Genomic DNA, 23861 nt, shown 5'->3' with positions numbered 1-23861 from the left:
AAACAATCGGCGATGCCGATTTGGCAGTCTACAAACGGTATTCACGCAGAATATCCGGCAAATGGCGACAGTTATCTGCGTGTACGCTGTTCAGCAGGCAGGCATTCTATCGGGCCGATTGCTTCAGTTGTTCATCGCAAGTAGTAGTACAGTTCTGACTATTTCAGTGAAGAGGAATTCCAGTGGCACAAAAGCAGGAAGAGGACGACAAGGTTCGCCTGGACAAGTGGCTCTGGGCAGCGCGTTTTTACAAAACCCGTGCGTTGGCCAAAGCGGCCATTGAAAGCGGCAAGGTGCATTGCCGTGGTGAGCGCTGCAAACCGAGCAAAGAGCCCCGCTTGGGTGATGAACTGCAAATACGTGTAGGCCTTGAAGAACGCACTGTGGAAGTCAAAGCGCTGTCAGTCGTGCGCCGTGGCGCGCCGGAAGCTCAATTACTCTACGCCGAAACCGAACAAAGCATCGCCAAGCGCGAGAAAGCAGCTGCCATGCGTAAATCCGGGGCCATGGGCATCAGTACCGATGGCAAGCCGACCAAGAAACAAAGGCGCCAACTGCACCAGTTTCATGATGCCAGTGGTGCCGAGTGAGCTGATCAATACTCACAAACCGTACGTCGAGTCCGCGAGTGCATAACTTGTAATAGTCCATGCATGGCGCCATATAGGGTCATCAGACCTGCACGACATTGAAAGACTCGTACACATTTTGTCACCAATTCAGAACTCTATTCTTATGTCCGACTTACTCAAAACCGATTCCACACAACGTTTTATGTTCGACACCAGCGATGCTCGCGGCGAACTGGCCTCGCTGGAGCACAGCTACGCTGATGTGTTGGCCAAGCACGCCTATCCGCAGCCGGTCCAGCAGTTGTTGGGCGAGTTGATGGCTGCCGCTGCGTTGCTGGTAGGCAACCAGAAAATCGATGGTTTGCTGAGCCTGCAGGCACGTTCCGAAGGCCCGGTGCCCCTGTTGATGATCGAATGCACCAGCGACCGTGAAATACGCGGCCTGGCTCGTTTTGACGCTGACAGCATTGCCCCGGACGCCACTCTGGCTGACCTGCTGCCTAATGGCGTACTGGCCATTACCATTGATCCTACAGTTGGCAAACGCTATCAGGGCATTGTGGATCTGAACGGCGAAACGCTGGCTGACTGCTTCACCAACTACTTCGTGATGTCTGAGCAAGTGCCGACCCGCTTTTGGCTTGTCGCCGATGGCAAGCGTGCGCGTGGCATGTTCTTGCAGCAGTTGCCTGCTGATGTGGTCAAGGATGAAGAAGAGCGTGTCGACAGCTGGGACAAGTTGCTGATGCTGGGCGATACGCTCAAGGCCGAAGAGTTGCTGGGGTTGGACAACGAAACCATCCTGCATCGCCTGTATCACGAAGAAACAGTGCGCTTGTTTGATAACCAGGTCATTGAATTCAAGTGCAGCTGTTCGCGTGAGCGTTCGGGTAATGCATTGACCAGTCTGGGGCATGAAGATGCGCTGGCTTTGGTTACCGAGCATGGCGGCCATATCGAAATTGACTGTCAATTTTGTAACGAGCGCTACCTGTTTGATGCCGCTGATGTCGATCAATTGTTCGCTGGCGCGGGTGTTAAATCACCTTCAGGCACTCAGCACTAAAACGATTCAGCTTAGGTAAAACGCCTGTCAAAACCCGTTCTTGCGCGGTTCTGACAGGTGGGCCCTACTCTTTTTGGGGTTTTCTGGCATAATCCGGCCCACTTTTTTCGCGGTAGTAGTGCAAACTTTTCTACTACAAAACGTTTGGCGCAATCGGCCAATGGCCGACGGGGAACCTCATGACGCAAGCTAATAACGCCGTGTACACCGATCTGAGCATCGACGATCTGGTCAAAGAAGCCCTGAGCCGTGGTGAGGGCGAGCTTGCCGACAATGGCGCACTGGTTGTCAAAACCGGCCATCGTACCGGCCGTTCACCAGCTGACCGCTTCATTGTTGAAGAGCCGACCACTCAGGACGCAATCGCCTGGGGCCCGATCAACCGCAAGTTCCCGGCCGACAAGTTCGATGCACTGTGGGACCGCGTTGCGGCTTATCTGGGTGAGCGTGAGCGTTTTGTTTCTCACGTGCATGTAGGTTCAGATCCGGCGCACTACCTGCCCGTCAAAATGACCACCGAAACTGCTTGGCACAACCTGTTTGGCCGTTGCCTGTTCATCAACCCTGAACAGTACAACCCAGCGGGCAAAGACGAGTGGCAAGTGATCAACGCACCGAACTTCGTGTGCGAGCCAGAGCGTGATGGCACCAACTCCGACGGTTGCGTGATCATCAACTTTGCAGCCAAAAAAGTACTGATCGCGGGCATGCGTTATGCCGGCGAGATGAAAAAAGCCCTGTTCTCGGTTCAGAACTTCCTGCTGCCAGCAGTCGACGTTCTGCCGATGCACTGCGCTGCCAACATGGGCGAAGAGGGCGACGTTACCCTGTTCTTCGGCCTGTCCGGCACGGGTAAAACCACTCTGTCGGCTGACGAAAGCCGTTACCTGATCGGTGACGACGAACACGGCTGGGGCGTAGGCGTTGTGTTCAACATCGAAGGCGGTTGCTATGCCAAGTGCATCGACCTGTCCGAGAAGAACGAGCCGGTTATCTGGAAAGCCATCCAGCACGGCGCCGTGTTGGAGAACGTTGTTCTCGACGAGAATAAAAAACCAGACTACGCAGACGACAGCCTGACTCAGAACAGCCGCGCCGCTTACCCGCGTGAACTGATCGAAAAACGCGCTCCGCTGAACCTCGGTGGTGAGCCTAACGCTGTGATCTTCCTGACTTGCGACCTGACTGGCGTGTTGCCACCTGTTTCGATCCTCAGCGAAGAACAAGCGGCCTACCACTTCCTGTCTGGCTACACCGCGCTGGTGGGTTCGACTGAAATGGGTTCGGGCAGCGGCATCAAGTCGACTTTCTCCACCTGCTTCGGCGCACCGTTCTTCCCGCGCCCAGCTGGCGAATACGCAGAGCTGCTGATCAAGCGCATCCGCGGCTTCGGCTCCAAGGTGTACCTGGTTAACACCGGCTGGACCGGCGGTGGCTACGGCGTTGGCAAGCGTTTCAACATCCCGACTACGCGTGGCGTGATTGCAGCGATCCAGAGCGGTGCTCTGATCGGCGCAGCAACCGAGCACCTGGACACCATCAACCTCGACGTACCATTGACCGTACCGGGTGTTGACACAGTACTGCTCAACCCACGTAACACTTGGGAAGACAAAGCTGCCTACGACGAAGCTGCCAAGGCATTGGCTGGCCTGTTCGTTGAGAACTTCAAGAAGTTCGACGTCAGCGACGCGATCAAGGCTGCTGGCCCGAAGGCGTAAGCATTCGGTCAGTGTGTTGATCCACGAAAAAGCCGCCTGAAAAGGCGGCTTTTTTGTGCCTGGAATTTAGCCTTCCAGAGCTTGGGTATCCCACTGTCGGGCTTGGATAGCCTCATACAGCATGCCAATGGTCAGCGGCACTTTGCCCTCGCGGCCCTTGGCCTTGCGCTTGAGGTGCGGGTCATTACCGGCTGGCTGGAAGTAACGGTAGGCGTCGTAATCGGTCAGCTCAAGGCCGAAGTGCTCCTCCAGTGTTTCCATCAGATGCTGGGCATCGCTGCCGTTGCAGCCCAGGTCGAGGTTGATCGAGGTCTTCAGGCTGACGGCCTTGTGTTCCGGCAGGCCGATTTCTTCATGCAGCACCTGCATCAGCTCGCGTAGGGCAGGGGTGTCCGGGAGGTCAGAGGCGAGTTTCATGGTCAAAAGTCCGAAAAGAATTTCAAGGTATCTCTCCTGGCGAGTGAGTCTTCAACCAGTCAGCCAATGCTGCGTTCATTCGTGTTTGCCAGCCGGGTCCGGACGCTTTGAATTGCTCCACGACTTCGGGCGCAAGTCGGATGGTGATGCGTGTGAGCACTTTTTCAGCCTTGGGCCTGCCGCGTTTGATCAACTGCGGACCTTTGAACTCGTCGGCAGCTTCAAAAAAGGCCTCTGTCAACTCCGGCGCGTCATTCGGGTCAGCCCAATCGATGGGCATAGAGTACTTGTTCGCGCTCATTGGCTTTCCTCATTGATATAATACGGCGGTCCTCGCCGCGCGGTGTCCAGACCAAAACAACCATGCGTTCCTGTATCAGGCCGATGCTGATTAGTCGGACTTCGCCGTAATCCTGACGTAAGTCTTCAGCTGTGAAGTGATGACCTGCAAATACGGCTTTTGCGTCAGCGAAATCAAGGCCTCGCTCGATTAGCGTCTTGTTGCGCTTGGTGATGTCGTAGGTTATTTGCATCAATATATCGTATGTACAATAAATACTACTGGCAAAATCCAGTTGTTGCCAAACTTTGCGTTTTCTCCTGACAAAGGGTTGTTCAAGGCATTCTGGCCCGGCCCTGTATCATCCCCTCTCAATTTTCCCCCGACCTTTTCTCGATCAGCTGCAACCCCCGCGTTAGAGTTTTGCGCTTTGCAGTGGTCAATGGAGTGACAGTGATGCACAACACCCTGGAGCAGGTTTTCGGTTACCCACAGTTTCGTGCCGGGCAAGAAGCGGCGATCAGTGCTGTTCTGGCTGGGCGTTCGGCGGCGGCGATTTTTCCGACGGGTTCGGGCAAGTCGTTGTGTTACCAACTGCCGGCCCTGTTATTGCCGCACCTGACACTGGTGGTCTCGCCCCTGTTAGCCCTGATGCAAGATCAGTTGGCGTTTTTGCAACGCCACGGGATTGCGGCGGCCAGCATTGATTCGGCGCAAAGCCGTGATGACGCAAGTGCAGTCATGGCTCGGGCGAAAACGGGTGAGTTGAAGATTTTGATGATCTCGGTTGAGCGCCTCAAGAACGAACGTTTTCGTAACTTCTTGCAGCAGGTGCCGATTTCATTGCTGGTGGTGGATGAAGCGCACTGTATTTCCGAGTGGGGGCACAATTTTCGCCCGGACTACCTGAAGCTCCCGGACTACCAGCGTCAGTTCAATATCCCGCAGGCCTTGCTGCTTACGGCTACAGCTACGCCCAATGTAATCGCGGATATGCAGGCCAAATTCGCGATTGCCGAGGCGGATGTCATTACCACCGGTTTCTATCGCGCCAACCTCAACTTATGGGTTGAGCCGGTCAGCGGCGCGACCAAGCGCGAGCGCCTGGTGCAGTGGATGGGCCAGCGCATTGGCCAGCCCAGCATCGTGTACGTCACGCTGCAAAGGACCGCTGAGCAGATTGCTCAGCACCTCAACCAGCACGGGATCAGTGCCAACGCCTATCACGCCGGTTTGCCCCACGATCAACGTGAGGGCATTCAGCGCCAGTTTATGAGCGGGCAGTTGAATTGCATTGTCGCCACCATTGCCTTTGGGATGGGCATTGATAAAAGCGACATCCGCAACGTGGTGCATTTTGACTTGCCCAAGTCGATTGAAAACTACAGCCAGGAAATCGGCCGCGCCGGGCGTGATGGTCAGCCGTCCGAATGTCTGGTGCTGGCCAACCGCGACAGCCTCAACGTGCTGGAAAACTTTGTGTACGGCGATACGCCCGAGCTGCAAGGCATTCGCTGCGTGCTTGATGAACTGCGTGGGGCGATACCTGAAGGGCAGTGGGAGTTCATGCTTCTGCCGTTGTCTGATCAGAGCAATATTCGTCAGTTACCGCTCAAAACCTTGTTGGTGCAACTGGAGCTGCGTGGTCTGATTGCTCCGCGCTATGCCTATTTTGCGGAGTATCGCTTCAAGTTTTTGATCGAGCCCGAAGTACTGCTGGCCAGGTTCGAGGGCGAGCGCCAGCAGTTCGTCTCGGCCATCATCCAGACTTCCAGCCGTGCCAGAACCTGGGCCACGGTGAATTTCGACGCGTTGTACAGCCAGCATCAGGCCGACCGCAATCGGGTGGTCAAGGCGCTGGATTACTTTCAGGAGAAGGGCTGGATCGAGCTTGAAAGCAAGCAGATGACTGAGGTCTACAGCCTGTTGGTGAGCGATTTTGATGCCCAGGCGCTGAGCCAGGAGTTGCATGCTTACTTCACTGCCCACGAGCGTGGCGAGATTGTGCGTATTCACGCGATGCTGGCGTTGTTCGCCAGTGAAACTTGCCTGAGCTATCGGCTGGCGCAGTACTTTGGCGACGAACAGGCACCGCAGCATTGCGGGCATTGTTCGGTGTGCGCAGGGCAGGTAGCTCACTTGCCGGAGCCGCCTGCACTGTCGCCGCTTGTGGATAAGAACTTCGAAGCGTTATGTGGCGCTTTTATCCACAGGCATCAGGAATACACGGGAAGTTATCCCCTGGCAGAACGCCTGACCCGTTTTTTATGCGGGATCAGTGTGCCGATGTTCACCAAGATGAAAGCGCGCGCCATTGCGGGGTTTGCGGCATTGGAAAACTACCCCTATGCCCAGGTGCGGGAATGGGCCGCGAAGGAAATGCTTTCCTTGTAGATACGTTGTTGCCGGCCAAGGTATTCCCAGTGGGAACGAGCCTGCTCGCGAACGGGCTTCGCGAGCAGGCTCGTTCCCACGGTTAGTTTCTTTGTAACCGTTGCCGTAGGGGTTAACCCAACAGCTCGCGCAGCACCCGGGTGAAGTCGCGGCAACTGGCTTCTTCATCGGCGTGATGACCATCACGCACCACCCACTGGCCATTGACCAGCACGTCGCGTACCTGACGATCGCCGCCCGCAAACAACCAGCGGTTAAGAATTGCGTCGTCCTTGGCGGTGGCCAGGTACGGGTCGTTACCGTCAAGCACCAGCCAGTCGGCGCGCTGGCCCACGGCCAATCCGGCAACCGCCTGCCCCATCGCTTGGGCGCCACCCACCAGCGCCGCGTCGTACAGCGTGCGCCCGACCATCGGTTGGTCGCTGCGATACATCCGGTTACGGCGTTGATCACGCAAGCGCTGGCCGTATTCCAGCCAGCGCAGTTCTTCAACCACACTCAGCGACACATGGCTGTCCGAGCCGATACCCATGCGCCCGCCTTGAGCAAGGAAGTCCACCGCCGGGAAAATACCGTCACCCAGGTTGGCTTCTGTGGTCAAGCAGAGCCCGGCTACGGCCTGGCTTTGCGCCATAAGCTGAACTTCAGCGGCGTTGGCGTGGGTCGCATGCACCAAGCACCAGCGCTGATCGACCTCGACATTGTCGTATAGCCACTGGATCGGCCGCTTGCCGCTCCAGCTCAGGCAGTCGTCGACTTCCTTTTGTTGCTCGGCGATATGGATATGCACTGGGCAAGTCGTGTCGCTGGCGCGCAAGACTTCATGAATTTGCTCGGGGGTAACGGCGCGCAGCGAGTGAAAACACAGGCCCAAGGCTTGCGCAGGCTGTTGCGCCAGCAGCGGCTGCAACTGCTGCTGCAATTTCAGATATTGCTCGGTGCTGTTGATAAAGCGCCGCTGGCCGTCATTGGGTGCTTGGCCGCCAAAGCCCGAGTGGCTGTAAAGCACCGGCAACAGGGTCAGGCCAATGCCGGTCGAGCGCGCCGCTTCGCTGATGCGCAACGCCAGTTCTGCCGGATTGGCATAAGGCTGGCCCGACAGATCGTGGTGTACATAATGGAATTCGGCGACCGAGGTGTAACCTGCCTTGAGCATTTCAATGTACAACTGACGGGCAATAACACCGAGCTGCTCGGGGCTTATTTTTCCGACGAGCCGATACATCAAATCGCGCCAGGTCCAGAAACTGTCATTGGGGTTGCCCGCCACTTCGGCCAAACCGGCCATGGCCCGTTGGAATGCGTGGGAGTGCAGATTCGGCATGCCCGGCAGCAGTGGCCCGCTCAGGCGTTCGGCGCCGTGCGCGTCGGCATTGGCTTGAACCCGGGTCAGGTGGCCATCGGCACCGACCTCGATTCGGACATTGGCAGCCCAGCCTGTGGGTAGCAGCGCACGCTCGGCAAAGAAGACGGACATCGGTTCGGTACCCCATTGCTTGTAATTTGTATATACATATACAGACGTTTGCCTGCTCGGTAAACTCCGGCAAGCTACGCCACTTAACTCATGAACAAGGATTGCCTGTGTCGACTCCGCCTGTCGTGTCCCCGCTGGCCGCCCACATGGGCGATAGCCCGGCCCCGCTTTACGCCCGCGTAAAGCAAATGATCACTGCGCAAATCCAGAGTGGGAACTGGCCGCCGCATTACCGTGTGCCTTCTGAAAGCGAGCTGGTGACCCAATTGGGCTTCAGTCGCATGACCATTAACCGTGCGCTGCGTGAAATGACCGCCGACGGTTTACTGGTGCGCATGCAGGGCGTCGGTACTTTTGTGGCCGAGCCCAAGACTCAGTCCGCGCTGTTTGAAGTCAACAACATTGCCGATGAGATCGCTGCTCGTGGGCATAAACACACCTGCAAGGTGATCAGTCTGGGCGAAGAGATGGCCGGTTCCGAACGCGCCGCCGTGCTCGACATGCGTGAAGGGCAGAAAGTCTTTCATTCGCTGATCGTGCACTACGAGAACGGGATTGCCGTGCAAATTGAAGACCGTTTCGTCAATGCGCTGGTGGCACCGGACTACCTTAAGCAGGATTTCACCCTGCAAACGCCTTACGCCTATCTGTCTCAGGTTGCACCACTGACCGAAGGCGAGCACGTGGTTGAAGCGATTCTGGCTGACCCTAAAGAATGCAAATTACTGCAAATCGAGCCCGGTGAGCCGTGCCTGCTGATTCGCCGCCGCACCTGGTCGGGTCGTCAGCCTGTTACCGCCGCCCGCTTGATCCACCCCGGTTCCCGTCACCGCCTCGAAGGACGTTTCAATAAATGAGCCAGACCGTTGTTTTACGCGCCGCCGATTACCCGCGCATGCCGTGGAAAAACGGCGGCGGCAGCACCGAAGAGATCACCCGTGACGCGGGCGAGGGCCTTGAAGGTTTTGGCTGGCGCCTGTCGATTGCCGATATTGGTGAGTCTGGCGGTTTTTCGCGTTTCGACGGTTATCAGCGGGTTATCAGCGTGCTGCAAGGCGCGGGGATGAACCTGAAAGTCGACGGCGTAAGCACCCGAGGATTGTTACCGTTCGATGCGTTTGCGTTCCGGGGTGAAAGCGCCGTCACCTGCACCCTGATTGATGGGCCAATCCGCGACTTCAATCTGATCTACGCCCCCCATCGCTATGCGGCACGCCTGCAATGGCTGCACGCGACAACCCCGCAGCGCCTGTTCAGCTCGGCGCATACGCTGTTGGTGTTTGGTGCGGGTGAACAAACGCATGTGAGCTTGGGTAACACCAGCCACGAACATCTGGGCCGTTACGACTGCCTGCAATTGAGCGGCAATCGCCAGTTGTTGGAAATCACTGTGACCGGGTTGTGCTGTGTGATCGAGTTAACGCCGGTCTAGCGTGTAGCCGCTGCCGCAGGCTGCGATAAGGACCGAAGGGCCTTTGCTTTCAATATCAGGGCAGGGGCCGCCTCGCGCCCAATCGCAGCCTGCGGCAGCGGCTACATATAAGCAGTGATGTTTCCGTTCTCTGTTACCTAACGCCCCAATTCAGCGCACAATTCTGCTTTCGTAACACCTCCTACAAATTTTTCCCTCCCCCCCATAAAACTTCTCTCGCAGCTGCGCGCCTTTATTTACGGGGCTTGCAGATTTTTCATGGCGAAAATTTGCAGATTGGCCGCTAACTTGCATATGCTTGTATGTACAAGTACATAAGTGTGCGTCGATCCTCTTCTCACACCCGACGCATCTGCCCAACGCTGAGGAGTTACCCGTGACTTCAACTACCCCAAAATCGCCTGCTTCGTTCACTCGTCACCGTGATGGTGAGATCCGCGCCGCCCGTGGTACACAGCTCACAGCCAAAAGCTGGATGACTGAAGCTCCACTGCGGATGCTGATGAACAACCTCGATCCGCAAGTGGCCGAGAACCCGACCGAACTGGTGGTGTATGGCGGTATTGGCCGGGCAGCGCGGAACTGGGAGTGCTACGACAAAATCGTCGAAAGCCTGACCAACCTCAACGATGACGAAACCCTGCTGGTGCAATCGGGCAAGCCGGTCGGCGTGTTCAAAACCCACAGCAACGCGCCACGGGTTCTGATCGCCAACTCCAACCTGGTGCCGCACTGGGCCACGTGGGAGCACTTCAACGAACTCGACGCCAAAGGCTTGGCCATGTACGGCCAGATGACTGCGGGCAGCTGGATCTACATCGGCAGCCAGGGCATCGTGCAGGGCACTTACGAAACCTTCGTCGAAGCCGGTCGCCAGCACTACAACGGCAGCCTGGTCGGTAAATGGGTACTGACCGCCGGTCTGGGTGGCATGGGCGGCGCGCAGCCGTTGGCTGCAACTCTGGCTGGTGCCTGCTCGCTGAACATCGAATGCCAGCAAAGCCGCATCGATTTCCGTCTGGCCACTCGTTATGTCGACGAGCAAGCCGCGGATCTGGATGACGCGCTGGCCCGTATCGCCAAATACACCGCTGAAGGCAAGGCGATTTCCATCGCTCTGTGCGGCAACGCTGCCGAGCTGTTGCCAGAAATGGTCCGCCGTGGCGTACGCCCGGACATGGTCACCGACCAGACCAGCGCCCACGACCCGCTGAACGGCTACCTGCCTAAAGGCTGGACCTGGGAGCAGTACCGCGACCGCGCTGTGACTGATCCCGCAGCCGTGGTCAAAGCCGCCAAAGCCTCGATGGGCGAACACGTAGAAGCCATGCTGGCGTTCCAGAAGGCGGGTGTTCCAACCTTCGACTACGGCAACAACATCCGTCAGATGGCCAAGGAAGTTGGCGTCGAAAACGCTTTCGACTTCCCGGGCTTTGTACCCGCGTATATCCGCCCACTGTTCTGCCGTGGTGTAGGTCCATTCCGTTGGGTCGCGCTGTCGGGTGATCCGGAAGATATCTACAAAACCGACGCCAAGGTTAAAGAGCTGATCGCCGACGACGCCCACCTGCACAACTGGCTAGACATGGCCCGCGAGCGCATCAGCTTCCAGGGCTTGCCGGCACGTATCTGCTGGGTTGGCCTGGGCCAGCGCGCCAAGCTGGGCCTGGCGTTCAACGAAATGGTGCGCAGCGGCGAGCTGAAAGCGCCGATCGTGATCGGTCGTGACCACCTGGACTCCGGCTCGGTCTCCAGCCCGAACCGCGAAACCGAATCGATGAAAGACGGCTCGGACGCCGTGTCCGACTGGCCACTGCTCAACGCTTTGCTGAACACCGCGAGCGGCGCGACCTGGGTCTCCTTGCACCACGGCGGCGGCGTTGGCATGGGCTTCTCGCAGCATTCGGGGATGGTAATCGTATGTGACGGCACCGACGAAGCGGCTGAGCGCATCGCTCGTGTTCTGCACAACGACCCGGCGACTGGTGTGATGCGTCACGCCGATGCGGGCTACGACATTGCCATCGACTGCGCCAACGAGCAGGGCTTGAACCTGCCGATGATCAACGGCTGACACTGGTCTTCTGTGGGAGCGAGCCTGCTCGCGAACGACCTTCGCGAGCAGGCTCGCTCCCACAAGGTTGCTAAAGATTTCTATAATTTCGGTTACACGCGTGAAGGAGTATTAACGTGCTTGAGTTAAACCTGATCCCCGGCCAACTGAGCCTTGCCCAACTGCGTGACATTTATCAGCAGCCGGTTACCCTCAGCCTGGACGAGAGTGCTTCGGCGCAGATCGATGCCAGTGTGGCGTGCGTTGAGCAGATCCTTGCCGAAAACCGCACCACCTACGGCATCAACACAGGTTTCGGTCTGCTGGCTTCGACAAAAATTGCCAGCGAAGACCTGGAAAACCTCCAGCGTTCTCTGGTGCTGTCCCACGCAGCCGGTATCGGCGAGCCGATCAGCGATGATCTGGTGCGCCTGATCATGGTGCTCAAGGTCAACAGCCTGAGCCGTGGTTTCTCCGGGATTCGCCGCGTAGTGATCGACGCCTTGATCGCGCTGATCAATGCCGAGGTTTACCCGCACATCCCGCTTAAAGGTTCAGTGGGCGCGTCGGGCGACCTGGCGCCGTTGGCGCATATGTCACTGGTGCTGTTGGGCGAAGGCAAGGCACGTTACAAAGGCGAGTGGCTCGATGCAGTCACTGCCTTGAAGCAAGCCGGTCTTGAACCGCTGACTCTGGCTGCCAAAGAAGGTCTGGCGCTGCTCAACGGTACTCAAGTATCGACAGCCTACGCCCTGCGCGGTCTGTTTGAAGGCGAAGACCTGTTTGCTGCCGCTATGGCGTGCGGCGGCCTGACGGTTGAAGCGGTGCTGGGTTCGCGTTCGCCGTTCGATCCACGTATTCATGCTGCTCGCGGTCAACGCGGTCAAATCGACGCTGCTGCGATTTATCGCGACCTGCTGGGTACCAGCAGCGAAGTGTCCGAGTCGCACAAGAACTGCGACAAGGTACAAGACCCGTACTCCCTGCGCTGCCAGCCACAAGTGATGGGTGCCTGCCTGACCCAGTTCCGTCAGGCGGCTGAAGTGCTGGGCGTTGAAGCCAACGCGGTGTCGGATAACCCGCTGGTATTTGCCGAGCAGGGCGACGTGATCTCCGGCGGTAACTTCCACGCCGAACCGGTAGCGATGGCTGCAGACAACATGGCGTTGGCGATTGCCGAAATCGGCTCGCTGAGCGAGCGCCGCATCTCGTTGATGATGGACAAGCACATGTCGCAATTGCCGCCGTTCCTGGTGGCCAATGGCGGCGTCAACTCCGGTTTCATGATCGCTCAGGTAACGGCTGCGGCCTTGGCCAGCGAGAACAAGGCGTTGTCCCACCCACATAGCGTTGACAGCATTCCTACCTCGGCCAACCAGGAAGACCACGTTTCGATGGCTCCTTCTGCTGGCAAGCGTCTGTGGGAAATGGCTGAAAACGTACGCGGTGTACTGGCAATCGAGTGGCTGGCTGCGTGCCAGGGTCTGGACCTGCGTGATGGCCTGAAAACCTCGGCCAAGCTTGAAGTCGCTCGCACCAGCCTGCGCAGCAAGGTCGCTCACTATGAGAAAGACCGCTTCTTCGCTCCGGATATCGAAATTGCCATGCAATTGCTGGCGACTCGTTGCCTGAACGATCTGCTGCCTGCTCACGTTCTGCCAAGCCTGTAATCCAAAAAAACGCAGAGGGCCTACGGGCTCTCTGCGTCTCTGTTTTCGCCGACAAAAATAATCAAGGACGCGAAATGCAAACGCAAACTCAAGGTTTGAAACGCGGGCTATCCGCTCGCCACATCCGTTTTATGGCGCTGGGTTCAGCGATCGGAACGGGTCTTTTTTATGGTTCAGCCGCTGCCATTCAAATGGCTGGACCTGCTGTGCTGCTGGCCTACCTGATTGGTGGCGCCGCGGTGTTTATGGTAATGCGTGCACTGGGCGAAATGGCCGTGCACAACCCGGTGTCGGGCTCCTTTGGCCATTACGCCAGCACCTACCTGGGCCCTATGTCGGGCTTTATTCTGGGTTGGACCTACGCCTTCGAGATGATCATCGTGTGTCTGGCCGATGTCACGGCCTTCGGCATTTACATGGGTTTCTGGTTTCCTGAGGTGGCGCGCTGGATCTGGGTTTTGGGCATTGTGCTGCTGATTGGCGGGTTGAACCTGTGCAGCGTCAAAGTCTTCGGCGAAATGGAATTCTGGCTGTCGCTGCTTAAAGTTGCCGCCATCGTGGCGATGATTCTGGCCGGTTTCGGCATCATGCTGTTTGGCATCGGTACTTCCGGCAGCTCTGACGCTGTTGCCACCGGCGTCAGCAACCTGTGGTCGTTCGGTGGCTTTATGCCTAATGGCGTGGGCGGCTTGATCGCCTCGTTTGCCGTGGTGATGTTTGCCTTCGGCGGCATTGAAATCATCGGCATCACTGCCGGTGAAGCCAAAGACCCGCAACGCGTGATTCCTAAAGCGATCAACGCGGTGCCGCTGCGTATTCTGTTGTTCTATGTGCTGACGCTGTTTGTGTTGATGGCTATTTACCCGTGGAACCAGATTGGCAGCCAGGGCAGCCCGTTCGTGCAGATTTTTGACAGTCTGGGCATCAGTTCTGCAGCCACCATTCTGAATATCGTGGTGATCTCGGCGGCAGTGTCGGCCATCAACAGCGATATCTTCGGCGCTGGCCGCATGATGTACGGTCTGGCACAGCAAGGGCAGGCACCTAAAGGCTTTGCCAAAATCTCCCGCCATGGCGTGCCGTGGATGACCGTACTGGTGATGGGCGCTACGTTGTTGGGCGGTGTAGTGCTCAACTACCTGATCCCGGAAAACATCTTCCTGGTCATCGCCTCGATTGCCACCTTCGCCACGGTGTGGGTGTGGTTGATGATTTTGGTGACTCAGGTGGCCATGCGCCGTTCCATGACCCGAGAGCAAGTGGCCGAACTCAAGTTCCCCGTGCCGTTCTGGCCGTATGCGCCAATGGCTGCTATCGCATTTATGGTGTTTATCTTCGGCGTACTGGGTTACTTCCCTGAGACCCAGGCGGCACTGATGGTAGGCGCGGTCTGGATTGTATTCCTGGTTGTGGCTTATCTATTGTGGGTAAAGCCGGCTGCGGGTCGTGCGATTGAAGTGGCTCCCGAGCTTTCCTGAGTTTTTGATCATTGACGGAGTGACGCAATGAAAACCCTTTGGCAACACTGCAATGTCGCAACCATGGCTAATGGCATGTACTCGATCATCGAGGACGCCGCCATCGTTACCCGTGACGGCTACATTGAGTGGATTGGTTCGCGTCAGCAGTTGCCGACGGGCGAGTATGGTCAAACCCATGGCCTGGAAGGGGCGTGGGTGACGCCGGGGCTGATCGATTGCCATACCCACACGGTGTTTGGCGGTAATCGCAGTGGCGAATTCGAGCAACGCTTGCAGGGTGTGAGCTATGCAGAAATTGCCGCTGCCGGTGGCGGTATCGCCAGCACCGTGCGTGCGACCCGTGCTGCCAGCGAAGAGGAATTGTTCGCCAGCGCCCGTCAGCGTTTGTTGTGCTTGCTGCGTGATGGCGTCACCAGTGTCGAGATCAAGTCCGGTTACGGCCTGAGCCTTGAGAGCGAACGCAAAATTCTGCGGGTGATCCGCCGTCTAGGGGCCGAGTTGCCGGTCACGGTGCGCAGCACCTGCCTGGCGGCCCATGCTTTGCCGCCGGAGTACAAGGATCGCGCCGACGACTATATCGAGCATATCTGCAACGAAATGCTGCCAGCGCTGGCAGCTGAAGGGCTGGTGGATGCAGTGGATGCGTTCTGCGAGTACCTGGCGTTTTCTCCGGCTCAGGTTGAACGGGTATTCAAAGTGGCGCAGCAACTGGGCCTGCCAGTCAAATTGCACGCCGAGCAGTTGTCCTCGTTGCATGGCTCCAGCCTGGCGGCGCGCTATCAGGCGTTGTCTGCGGATCATCTGGAGTTCATGACTGAAGAAGATGCGATTGCCATGGCTGAATCCGGAACCGTGGCCGTGCTGCTGCCCGGTGCGTTTTACTTTTTGCGTGAAACCCAGCTGCCGCCGATGGAGGCCCTGCGCAAGCACGGGGTGAAAATCGCCATCGCCAGCGACCTCAATCCGGGCACGTCGCCGGGGTTGTCGTTGCGCCTGATGCTGAACATGGCCTGCACCCTGTTCCGCATGACCCCCGAAGAAGCCCTGGCCGGTGTCACTCAGCATGCGGCTACGGCGTTGGGCATGGGCGAGACCCACGGCTCGCTGGAGCCCGGCAAGGTGGCCGACTTTGTGGCCTGGAACATTGATCGTCCCGCAGACCTGGCCTACTGGCTGGGCGGTGATCTGGATAAACGCGTCGTGCGCAACGGCGTTGATGTAGCGCTTTAGGAGAAAAGCTTGTGGATAAGGTACTGACATTTAAACAAGGCCGCGTGCCATTGCTGATCAGCATGCCCCACGCTGGCTTGAAACTGACACCTGCGGTGAAGGCCGGGCTGATCCCCGAAGCGCAAAGCCTGCCGGACACCGACTGGCATATCCCGCAGCTTTATGATTTTGCCAACGAGATGGGCGCCAGCACCCTGGCGGCTGAATATTCGCGTTTTGTGATTGACCTTAATCGCCCCGAAGACGATGCGCCGATGTATGTGGGGGCAACCACAGGGTTGTTTCCGGCCACGCTGTTTGATGGCGTGCCACTGTTTCGCGAAGGGCAGGTGCCTACGGCACAAGAGCGCGCCACCTACCTGGAGCAGATCTGGAAACCCTACCACCAGACCCTGCAACAGGAACTCAAACGCCTCAAGGACGAATTTGGCTATGCGCTGCTGTTTGATGCGCACTCCATTCGCTCTTGCGTGCCGCACCTGTTTGACGGGCGTTTGCCGGACTTCAATCTGGGCACCTTCAATGGCGCCAGCTGCGACCCGTTACTGGCCCGCGATCTGGAAGCGATCTGTGCCGAGCATCCGACCTATAGCCATGTGTTGAACGGGCGCTTCAAGGGGGGTCATATCACCCGCCATTACGGCAGCCCGGCCGACAACATTCACGCCGTGCAGCTGGAACTGGCGCAGTGCACCTATATGGAAGAGTTCGAGCCGTTCAACTACCGCGAAGACCTGGCCGCACCAACCCAAGTGGTGCTCAAGCAATTACTGGCGCGGATTATTGAGTGGGGGCAGCAGCGTTATTCCAGGGGTTGATTTTGATTTTGTGGGAGCGGGCTTGCTCGCGATGCGGACTACTCGGTCTTACGGTTAGACCGCATCGATGCAATCGCGAGCAAGCCCGCTCCCACAGGATTTATGCAGTTGCCAGATATTCAACCACAGCCTTTTTAAGGACATGCTCCTTGCACCCATTCGGGTTTATGATGCCAGACGGCAACATTTTTCAGCCCCTCTCTCGGAGTGCGTAATGCAGACCTTGTTCCCGCAGATCAAACCCTACGCCCGGCATGAGCTGGCGGTTGATGGGCCGCATGTGCTTTACGTTGACGAGAGCGGTTCGCCGGATGGCTTGCCTGTGGTTTTTGTCCACGGCGGGCCAGGTTCGGGCTGCGATGCCAACAGTCGCTGCTATTTTGATCCGGGCCTGTACCGCATCATTACGTTTGATCAGCGCGGTTGCGGGCGTTCGACGCCGCATGCCAGCCTGGACAGCAACACCACGTGGGATCTGGTCGCCGACATGGAGCGGATTCGTCTGTACCTAGGTGTCGACAAGTGGGTGTTGTTTGGTGGTTCCTGGGGCTCGACCCTGTCACTGGCGTACGCGCAAAGCCACCCGGACCGGGTACATGGACTGATTCTGCGTGGGATCTTTCTGGCACGTCCTCAAGAAATCGAGTGGTTCTATCAGGCAGGTGCCAGCCGGATTTTCCCGGATTACTGGCAGGAATACATAGCGCCTATCCCGCAGGAAGAGCGTCACGATCTGATGAGCGCTTTTCACAAGCGCCTGACAGGCAATGACCAGATCGCCCAGATGCATGCGGCCAAGGCCTGGTCGACCTGGGAAGGACGTGCTGCAACCCTGCGGCCCAACCCGCAAGTGGTCGAACGTTTTTGCGACCCGCATCGGGCCTTGTCCATTGCCCGTATCGAATGCCACTACTTCATGAACAACGCGTTCCTGGAACCCAATCAGTTGCTGCGTGACATGTACAAGATTGCCCACCTGCCAGCGGTGATCGTGCATGGCCGCTACGACATGATTTGCCCGCTGGATAACGCCTGGGAGCTGCATCAGGCTTGGCCTGGCAGCGAGCTGCAAATCATCCGCGAGGCCGGGCATGTGGCCTCTGAACCCGGTATTACCGATGCCTTGGTGCGCGCCACCGAGCAAATGGCCCGCAGCCTGCTCAACTTGCAGCCCGACGAAGCATGAAGGGCCTGTTGCAGCGTGTCAGGGGCGCGCGGGTAGAGGTAGCAGGGGAGATTGTCGGTTCAATCGACCAGGGCTTGCTGGTGCTGGTCGCCGTTGAACCTGGTGATACCGAAGCGAGCGCGGCCAAGTTGCTGCACAAGCTGCTCAACTACCGGGTGTTCAGCGATGCCGAAGGCAAAATGAACCTGTCACTGGCTGATATTGGCGGCGGTTTGCTGCTGGTTTCGCAATTTACCCTGGCCGCCGATACCAAAAGTGGCCTGCGCCCCAGCTTCTCCACAGCAGCGCCTCCAGCATTGGCCGAGGCACTGTTCAATCACCTGCTGATTGAGGCAAAACGCCTTCACCCGATCGTCGGCTCAGGGCGTTTTGGGGCTGATATGCAGGTGCATTTGGTCAATGATGGCCCTGTGACATTCCTGTTACATATTTAAAACACTGAAAATCCGTGTTTTCGTCCGAAAACAGGGGGTTTTAGCGATAAATACTTGCTGACAGTAGATGCGTTGTCACGCGGGCTACTAGATAATCCCGCGCTACACAGAGACTAATCCGACACGATGGGGGAATTAAAACCTCTACCAATTGTCGGAACAGTGCTCGCCAACCTGGCATTTAGATCGCTGGCCGTTGGTTTCATCATCTGTTTTCGGCGAGGTTTGCTCGTGATTGTTAGTCCATTAAATGCACCAAAAATGTCTGCCAAGCGGTTTCGCAACGCACTGGTGACGGGCTCTGCGCTCTTTTGCTTGTTCGGTGCGGGTCAACTGTGGGCATTCAGTCTGGATGACGTGGCGGCTGAGGCTAAAACCCTCGCCGAACAGAAGTACCAAGCGCCGCGCAGCAATTTGCCAAATGAATTCCGCGACATGAAGTTCGCGGATTATCAGAAGATTCAGTTCAAGCGTGAAAAGGCTGAGTGGGCGGGCGATAAAACCCCGTTCAAATTGTCCTTTTATCACCAAGGCATGCATTTCGACACGCCGGTGAAAATCAATGAAGTGACCGCTACCAAGGTTGAAGAGATCAAGTACGACTCCAGTCGTTTCGATTTTGGCGACGTCAAGTTCGACCCTAAAGCGACCGAAAACCTCGGTTGGGCCGGTTTCCGCGTGCTGTATCCGATCAACAAGGCGGATAAGCAGGACGAAATCATGACCATGCTGGGCGCGAGTTACTTCCGCGTTGTGGGCAAGGGCCAGATCTATGGCCTGTCTGCCCGTGGTATGGCGATCGACACTGCATTGCCGTCGGGCGAAGAGTTTCCGCGCTTCACCGAGTTCTGGATCGAAAAGCCCAAGCCTAATGACAAGCACTTGGTGATCTTCGCCTTGCTGGATTCGCCACGGGCTACCGGTGCTTACCGCTTTACCCTGCGCCCGGGCGTGGACACGGTAGTGGATGTCAAAGCGCAAATGTTCCTGCGCGACAAGGTTGGCAAGCTGGGCATTGCTCCGCTGACCAGCATGTACCTGTTCGGCGCTAACCAACCGTCCAAAGTCCTCAACTACCGTCGCGAGCTGCACGATTCGTCGGGCCTTGCCATTCATGCTGGCAACGGCGAGTGGATCTGGCGTCCGCTGAACAACCCGAAACACTTGTCGGTGAGCAACTTCTCGGTTGAAAACCCGCGTGGCTTCGGCTTGCTGCAACGTGGCCGCGACTTCAGCCACTATGAAGACCTGGACGACAACTACGACAAGCGCCCAAGCGCCTGGATCGAACCGCAGGGTGATTGGGGCAAAGGCTCGGTAGACCTGGTGGAAATTCCTACCGCTGACGAAACCAACGACAACATCGTTGCGTTTTGGAGCCCGGCCACTCTGCCAGAGCCACTCAAGCCATTTGATTTCGCCTACCGCCTGCACTGGACCATGGACGAAGCGGCCCTGCACCCGACTGACAGCGCCTGGGTCAAACAGACCCTGCGTTCGACCGGTGACGTCAAGCAATCGAACCTGATCCGCCAGCCTGACGGCAGCGTCGCCTACCTGGTCGACTTCGAAGGCCCGTCGCTCAAGGCCTTGCCTGAAGATGCCGCTGTGCGCAGCCAGGTCAGTGTCGGTGACAATGCCGAGTTGGTTGAAAACAGCGTGCGTTACAACCCTGAAACCAAGGGCTGGCGCTTGACCCTGCGGATGAAAATCAAGGATCCGAGCAAGTCCACGGAAATGCGAGCTTCGCTGGTTCAGGATGTTGAGCATGCACCGGCGGCCAAACCGGCAGCGCCTTTGACCAAAGCTGAAAAAGCTGCGGCCAAGGCACAAGAGAAGAAAGAACACGCAGCCAAGGACGCCAAGGCTCCTGCGGCTGACGCAACCCCAGCCACTCCAGAACCGGTGAAGACTGAAAAAGTGTTGACCGAGACCTGGAGCTACCAGTTGCCCGCCGATGAGTAATGCTCACCCCCAACCGGCCTCGCTCAGCGAGTACCTGGCGCATTTGCCTCTGAGCGATGAGCAGCGCGCCGAACTGGCGAGCTGCACCTCGTTCGACGAGTTGCATGCACGCTTGTCGGCGCAGACCGATGTTGATGCCAGCGAGGCCGCGCAGGCCTCGGTTGGCACGCGTCTGAACCTGACTTCGGCGACTGAGCTTGAGGACGCAGAAATGCTCGCCCTCGATGCCAGTGGCCGGGTGATGCTCAAGGCCACGCCACCGATCCGTCGCACCAAAGTGGTGCCCGAGCCGTGGCGTACCAACATTCTGGTTCGTGGCTGGCGGCGTCTGACCGGGCGCAGCAATCCGCCTGCGCCGAAAATCGACGAGCGCGTCTTGCCCAAGGCCCGCTGGCGTACGGTGGGTTCGATCCGCCGTTACATCCTGCTGGTCTTGATGCTTGGCCAAACTATCGTCGCTGGCTGGTACATGAAAGGCATCATGCCGTACCAGGGCTGGGCGTTTGTTGATCTTGAAGAAGTGCTGCATCAACCGCTGATGCAGACAGCGCAGCAAGTGCTGCCGTATGCACTGCAAACCAGCATCCTGATTCTGTTCGGGATTTTGTTCTGCTGGGTATCGGCAGGTTTCTGGACCGCCCTGATGGGCTTTCTGGAACTGTTGACCGGGCACGACAAGTACCGTATTTCCGGCAAAAGCGCCGGTAATGAGCCAATCCCTGAGCAGGCACGTACTGCGCTGGTAATGCCGATCTGTAACGAAGACGTCACCCGTGTATTTGCGGGCTTGCGGGCGACCTACGAATCGGTAGCGGCTACGGGTGATCTGGATCGCTTCGACTTCTTTATCCTCAGCGACAGTAACGACCCTGATATTTGTGTCGCCGAGCAACAGGCCTGGCTGGATGTGTGCCGCGAAACAGAAGGCTTCGGGCGGATTTTCTATCGTCGTCGCCGTCGTCGTGTGAAGCGCAAGAGCGGCAACCTCGACGACTTCTGCCGTCGCTGGGGCGGCGATTACAAGTACATGGTGGTACTCGACGCCGACAGCGTGATGAGCGGCGAATGCCTGACCAGCCTGGTGCGCTTGATGGAAGCCACGCCAGACGCCGGTATCATCCAGACCGCGCCACGTGCGTCGGGCATGGACACTCTGTATGCGCGCATGCAGCAGTTCGCCACCCGTGTGTACGGGCCGCTGTTTACAGCCGGTCTGCACTTCTGGCAGTTGGGCGAATCCCACTACTGGGGCCACAACGCCATCATCCGCATGAAACCGTTTATCGAGCACTGCGCCCTGGCGCCGTTGCCGGGCAAAGGGGCATTTGCGGGCGCGATCCTGTCTCACGACTTCGTTGAAGCCGCGTTGATGCGCCGTGCCGGTTGGGGCGTGTGGATTGCCTACGATCTGCCGGGCAGCTACGAAGAATTGCCGCCTAACCTGCTGGACGAACTCAAGCGTGACCGTCGTTGGTGCCACGGTAACCTGATGAACTTCCGCCTGTTTCTGGTCAAGGGCATGCACCCGGTACACCGTGCGGTGTTCCTCACGGGCGTGATGTCGTACCTGTCAGCGCCGCTGTGGTTCTTCTTCCTGCTGCTGTCGACGGCCTTGCTGGCGGTCAACACGCTGATGGAACCGCAGTACTTCATGGAACCGCGCCAGCTGTACCCGCTGTGGCCTCAATGGCACCCGGACAAGGCTGTGGCGTTGTTCTCGACCACGATCGTGCTGTTGTTCCTGCCTAAACTGCTGAGCATCATTCTGATCTGGGCCAAGGGCGCAAAAGAGTTCGGTGGCAAGTTCAAGGTCACACTGTCGATGTTGCTGGAGATGCTGTTCTCCATGCTGCTGGCGCCGGTGCGCATGATCTTTCACACCCGCTTCGTACTGGCTGCGTTCCTGGGCTGGGCTGCGACCTGGAACTCGCCACAGCGTGACGACGACTCCACGCCGTGGAGTGAAGCTGTGCGCCGTCATGGCCCGCAAACCCTGCTGGGTGCGGCCTGGGCTGCGTTGGTGCTGTGGTTGAACCCGAGCTTCCTGTGGTGGCTGGTGCCGATTGTCGGTTCACTGATGCTGTCGATCCCGGTTTCGGTGATCTCCAGCCGGGTCAAGCTGGGCCTCAAGACTCGCGACGAAAGCCTGTTCCTGATTCCCGAGGAATACGCACCGCCGCGCGAATTGTCGGCCACCGCCGAATACACCCACGAGAACCGCTACCATGCACTGCATGACGGTTTTGTGCGGGCCGTGGTTGATCCGCAACAGAACGCGTTGGCCTGTGCGTTGGCGACGTCGCGTCACCGTGAAGCCGAGCCGATTGAATGGCTGCGCACCGAACGTGTGCGTCACGCGCTGAAAGTCGGTCCTCAGGGCGTCACCAACAACGAGCGTATGGCATTGCTGAGCGACCCTGTTGCCCTGGCGCGCTTGCACGCTCTGGTGTGGAACGAGGGTCATGAAGACTGGTTGAACGCCTGGCGTGAGTCGGTTGCTGCCGACCCGCATGCCCCGTTGTTGCCATTGCAGCCTTCAGCCTGATCTAAAAGAAACCCCACTTCGGTGGGGTTTCTGCTTTATAGCCGCTGCCGAAGGCTGCGATGGGCTGCGAAGCGGCCCCAGGATGCGGACCTTATCGCAGCCTTCGGCAGCGGCTACAGGGTCTGCTTCTTTTCTCTCGCAAAACTCGTGTCACAACCCTTCTGTGAGTTAGCATCCGTTTCCGAATGGGTGAGTGCCCGGCTGTATTGGCTTTTTGAATCGAGCCCGCCGTTGGCCAACACCTTAATTGAGTAGGTTGAGGGGAGTTGATGATGAAGAAGTTTCTATCGAAACTGCTGGTCGGCGTCACTGCGGTACTGGCGATCAGCGCAGCCCATGCGGGCGCAATTGATGACGCGGTCAAGCGCGGCACCTTGAAGGTGGGCATGGACCCAACCTACATGCCATTTGAAATGACCAACAAGCGCGGCCAGATCATTGGCTTCGAAGTTGACCTGCTCAAAGCCATGGCCAAGTCCATGGGCGTCAAGCTGGAGCTGGTTTCCACTGGCTATGACGGCATCATCCCGGCCCTGATGACCAACAAGTTCGACATGATCGGCAGCGGCATGACCCTGACCCAGGAACGCAACCTGCGCCTGAACTTCAGCGAACCCTTCATCGTTGTGGGCCAAACCCTGCTCATCCGCAAAGAGCTGGAAGACAAGATCAAGTCCTACAAAGACCTCAACGACCCACAATACCGCCTGACCTCGAAAATCGGCACCACGGGTGAAATGATCGCCCGCAAACTGATGTCCAAAGCCCAGTACCACGGCTATGACAACGAGCCAGAAGGTGTGCTGGACGTGGTAAACGGCAAGGCTGATGCCTTTGTTTACGATGCGCCGTACAACGTTGTTGCAGTAAACAAGTTCGGTAACGGCAAACTGGTGTTCCTCGACCAGCCGTTCACCTACGAGCCTTTGGCCTTTGGTCTGAAGAAAGGCGACTACGACAGCATCAACTTCATCAATAACTTCCTGCACCAGATCCACGAAGACGGCACCTACGATCGCATCCATGACAAGTGGTTCAAAGACACCGCTTGGCTCAAAGACATGGAATAAGCGCGATTCCTGTAGCCGCTGCCGTAGGCTGCGATAAGGACCGAAGGGCC

At 57.8% G+C, this 23861-nt stretch carries 20 protein-coding genes; 16 read left to right on the top strand and 4 right to left on the bottom strand.

Annotated features, from left to right (window positions below):
* Nucleotides 1-182: 182 nt before the first annotated feature.
* From V6L79_RS01590 to V6L79_RS01580, 3 genes are all read left to right on the top strand, one after another.
* A complete protein-coding gene (locus V6L79_RS01590; protein ID WP_321834989.1) occupies nt 183-590 on the top strand; it encodes a S4 domain-containing protein in 408 nt (135 codons plus the stop codon).
* Nucleotides 591-735: 145 nt separating this feature from the next.
* Nucleotides 736-1638, top strand: coding sequence for an Hsp33 family molecular chaperone HslO (gene hslO / locus V6L79_RS01585; RefSeq protein WP_261740116.1), 903 nt, complete (start codon nt 736-738; stop codon nt 1636-1638).
* A 179-nt stretch (nt 1639-1817) separates the two neighbouring features.
* A complete protein-coding gene (locus V6L79_RS01580) occupies nt 1818-3359 on the top strand; it encodes a phosphoenolpyruvate carboxykinase (protein WP_261740115.1) in 1542 nt (513 codons plus the stop codon).
* A gap of 66 nt (nt 3360-3425) precedes the next feature.
* Here the strand turns inward: V6L79_RS01580 and V6L79_RS01575 are convergent, their stop codons facing one another.
* Genes V6L79_RS01575 through V6L79_RS01565 form a run of 3 tightly spaced genes read right to left on the bottom strand, consistent with a single transcriptional unit; the run spans nt 3426 to nt 4309 of the window.
* Nucleotides 3426-3776, bottom strand: coding sequence for a DUF1493 family protein (locus tag V6L79_RS01575; RefSeq protein WP_261740114.1), 351 nt, complete (start codon nt 3774-3776; stop codon nt 3426-3428).
* Nucleotides 3777-3798: 22 nt separating this feature from the next.
* Nucleotides 3799-4077 carry a BrnA antitoxin family protein gene (locus V6L79_RS01570; RefSeq protein ID WP_261740113.1) on the bottom strand — a complete coding sequence of 93 codons (279 nt, stop codon included), beginning with the start codon at nt 4075-4077 and terminating at the stop codon, nt 3799-3801.
* Nucleotides 4037-4309 carry a BrnT family toxin gene (locus V6L79_RS01565; RefSeq protein WP_261740112.1) on the bottom strand — a complete coding sequence of 91 codons (273 nt, stop codon included), beginning with the start codon at nt 4307-4309 and terminating at the stop codon, nt 4037-4039. The genes V6L79_RS01570 and V6L79_RS01565 overlap by 41 nt, the downstream gene beginning before the upstream one ends.
* 203 nt (nt 4310-4512) lie before the next feature.
* Between V6L79_RS01565 and V6L79_RS01560 the strand changes: the two genes are divergently transcribed.
* Nucleotides 4513-6450 (top strand): ATP-dependent DNA helicase RecQ, encoded by a 1938-nt coding sequence (locus tag V6L79_RS01560; protein WP_338579723.1) that lies wholly within the window; start codon nt 4513-4515, stop codon nt 6448-6450.
* A 112-nt stretch (nt 6451-6562) separates the two neighbouring features.
* Here the strand turns inward: V6L79_RS01560 and V6L79_RS01555 are convergent, their stop codons facing one another.
* Entirely contained in the window at nt 6563-7927 is a 1365-nt protein-coding gene (locus V6L79_RS01555; protein ID WP_261740110.1) for a formimidoylglutamate deiminase, read from the bottom strand.
* Nucleotides 7928-8073: 146 nt separating this feature from the next.
* On the opposite strand from V6L79_RS01555, the gene hutC reads away from it, so the two are divergent.
* The 12 genes from hutC to V6L79_RS01495 all read left to right on the top strand — a co-directional run bounded on the left by hutC (nt 8074) and on the right by V6L79_RS01495 (nt 23811).
* The gene (gene hutC / locus V6L79_RS01550) at nt 8074-8784 is read left to right on the top strand and encodes a histidine utilization repressor (protein ID WP_219262600.1); all 711 of its coding nucleotides are present in this window, start codon (nt 8074-8076) and stop codon (nt 8782-8784) included.
* Entirely contained in the window at nt 8781-9359 is a 579-nt protein-coding gene (locus V6L79_RS01545) for a HutD family protein (RefSeq protein WP_261740109.1), read from the top strand. Before hutC ends, V6L79_RS01545 begins: the two co-directional genes overlap by 4 nt.
* A gap of 376 nt (nt 9360-9735) precedes the next feature.
* Nucleotides 9736-11433, top strand: coding sequence for a urocanate hydratase (hutU, locus tag V6L79_RS01540; RefSeq protein ID WP_261740108.1), 1698 nt, complete (start codon nt 9736-9738; stop codon nt 11431-11433).
* 116 nt (nt 11434-11549) lie between these two features.
* Nucleotides 11550-13082 carry a histidine ammonia-lyase gene (hutH, locus tag V6L79_RS01535; protein WP_338579722.1) on the top strand — a complete coding sequence of 511 codons (1533 nt, stop codon included), beginning with the start codon at nt 11550-11552 and terminating at the stop codon, nt 13080-13082.
* Between the two features lie 74 nt (nt 13083-13156).
* Nucleotides 13157-14560: an amino acid permease gene (locus V6L79_RS01530; protein WP_261740106.1), complete on the top strand. Its 1404-nt coding sequence runs from the start codon at nt 13157-13159 to the stop codon at nt 14558-14560.
* A gap of 27 nt (nt 14561-14587) precedes the next feature.
* Nucleotides 14588-15793 carry an imidazolonepropionase gene (gene hutI, locus V6L79_RS01525; protein WP_261740105.1) on the top strand — a complete coding sequence of 402 codons (1206 nt, stop codon included), beginning with the start codon at nt 14588-14590 and terminating at the stop codon, nt 15791-15793.
* 11 nt (nt 15794-15804) lie between these two features.
* On the top strand, nt 15805-16611 hold the full coding sequence (hutG, locus tag V6L79_RS01520; RefSeq protein WP_261740104.1) for an N-formylglutamate deformylase: 807 nt from the start codon (nt 15805-15807) through the stop codon (nt 16609-16611).
* Nucleotides 16612-16825: 214 nt separating this feature from the next.
* Nucleotides 16826-17797, top strand: a complete 972-nt coding sequence (gene pip / locus V6L79_RS01515) for a prolyl aminopeptidase (RefSeq protein ID WP_261740103.1) — start codon at nt 16826-16828, stop codon at nt 17795-17797.
* Complete coding sequence (gene dtd, locus V6L79_RS01510; protein ID WP_261740102.1) at nt 17794-18231, top strand: D-aminoacyl-tRNA deacylase; 438 nt, start codon at nt 17794-17796, stop codon at nt 18229-18231. The genes pip and dtd overlap by 4 nt, the downstream gene beginning before the upstream one ends.
* 231 nt (nt 18232-18462) lie before the next feature.
* On the top strand, nt 18463-20196 hold the full coding sequence (locus V6L79_RS01505) for a glucan biosynthesis protein G (protein ID WP_261740101.1): 1734 nt from the start codon (nt 18463-18465) through the stop codon (nt 20194-20196).
* Nucleotides 20189-22741: a glucans biosynthesis glucosyltransferase MdoH gene (gene mdoH / locus V6L79_RS01500; protein WP_261740100.1), complete on the top strand. Its 2553-nt coding sequence runs from the start codon at nt 20189-20191 to the stop codon at nt 22739-22741. The genes V6L79_RS01505 and mdoH overlap by 8 nt, the downstream gene beginning before the upstream one ends.
* Nucleotides 22742-23013: 272 nt before the next feature.
* Nucleotides 23014-23811 carry a transporter substrate-binding domain-containing protein gene (locus V6L79_RS01495; RefSeq protein ID WP_261740099.1) on the top strand — a complete coding sequence of 266 codons (798 nt, stop codon included), beginning with the start codon at nt 23014-23016 and terminating at the stop codon, nt 23809-23811.
* Nucleotides 23812-23861: the final 50 nt, after the last annotated feature.

Source organism: Pseudomonas sp. ML2-2023-6 (assembly GCF_037055265.1).
GTDB classification, from domain to species: Bacteria; Pseudomonadota; Gammaproteobacteria; order Pseudomonadales; family Pseudomonadaceae; genus Aquipseudomonas; species Aquipseudomonas kulmbachensis.
This window is presented reverse-complemented; position numbering and strand designations above follow the sequence as displayed.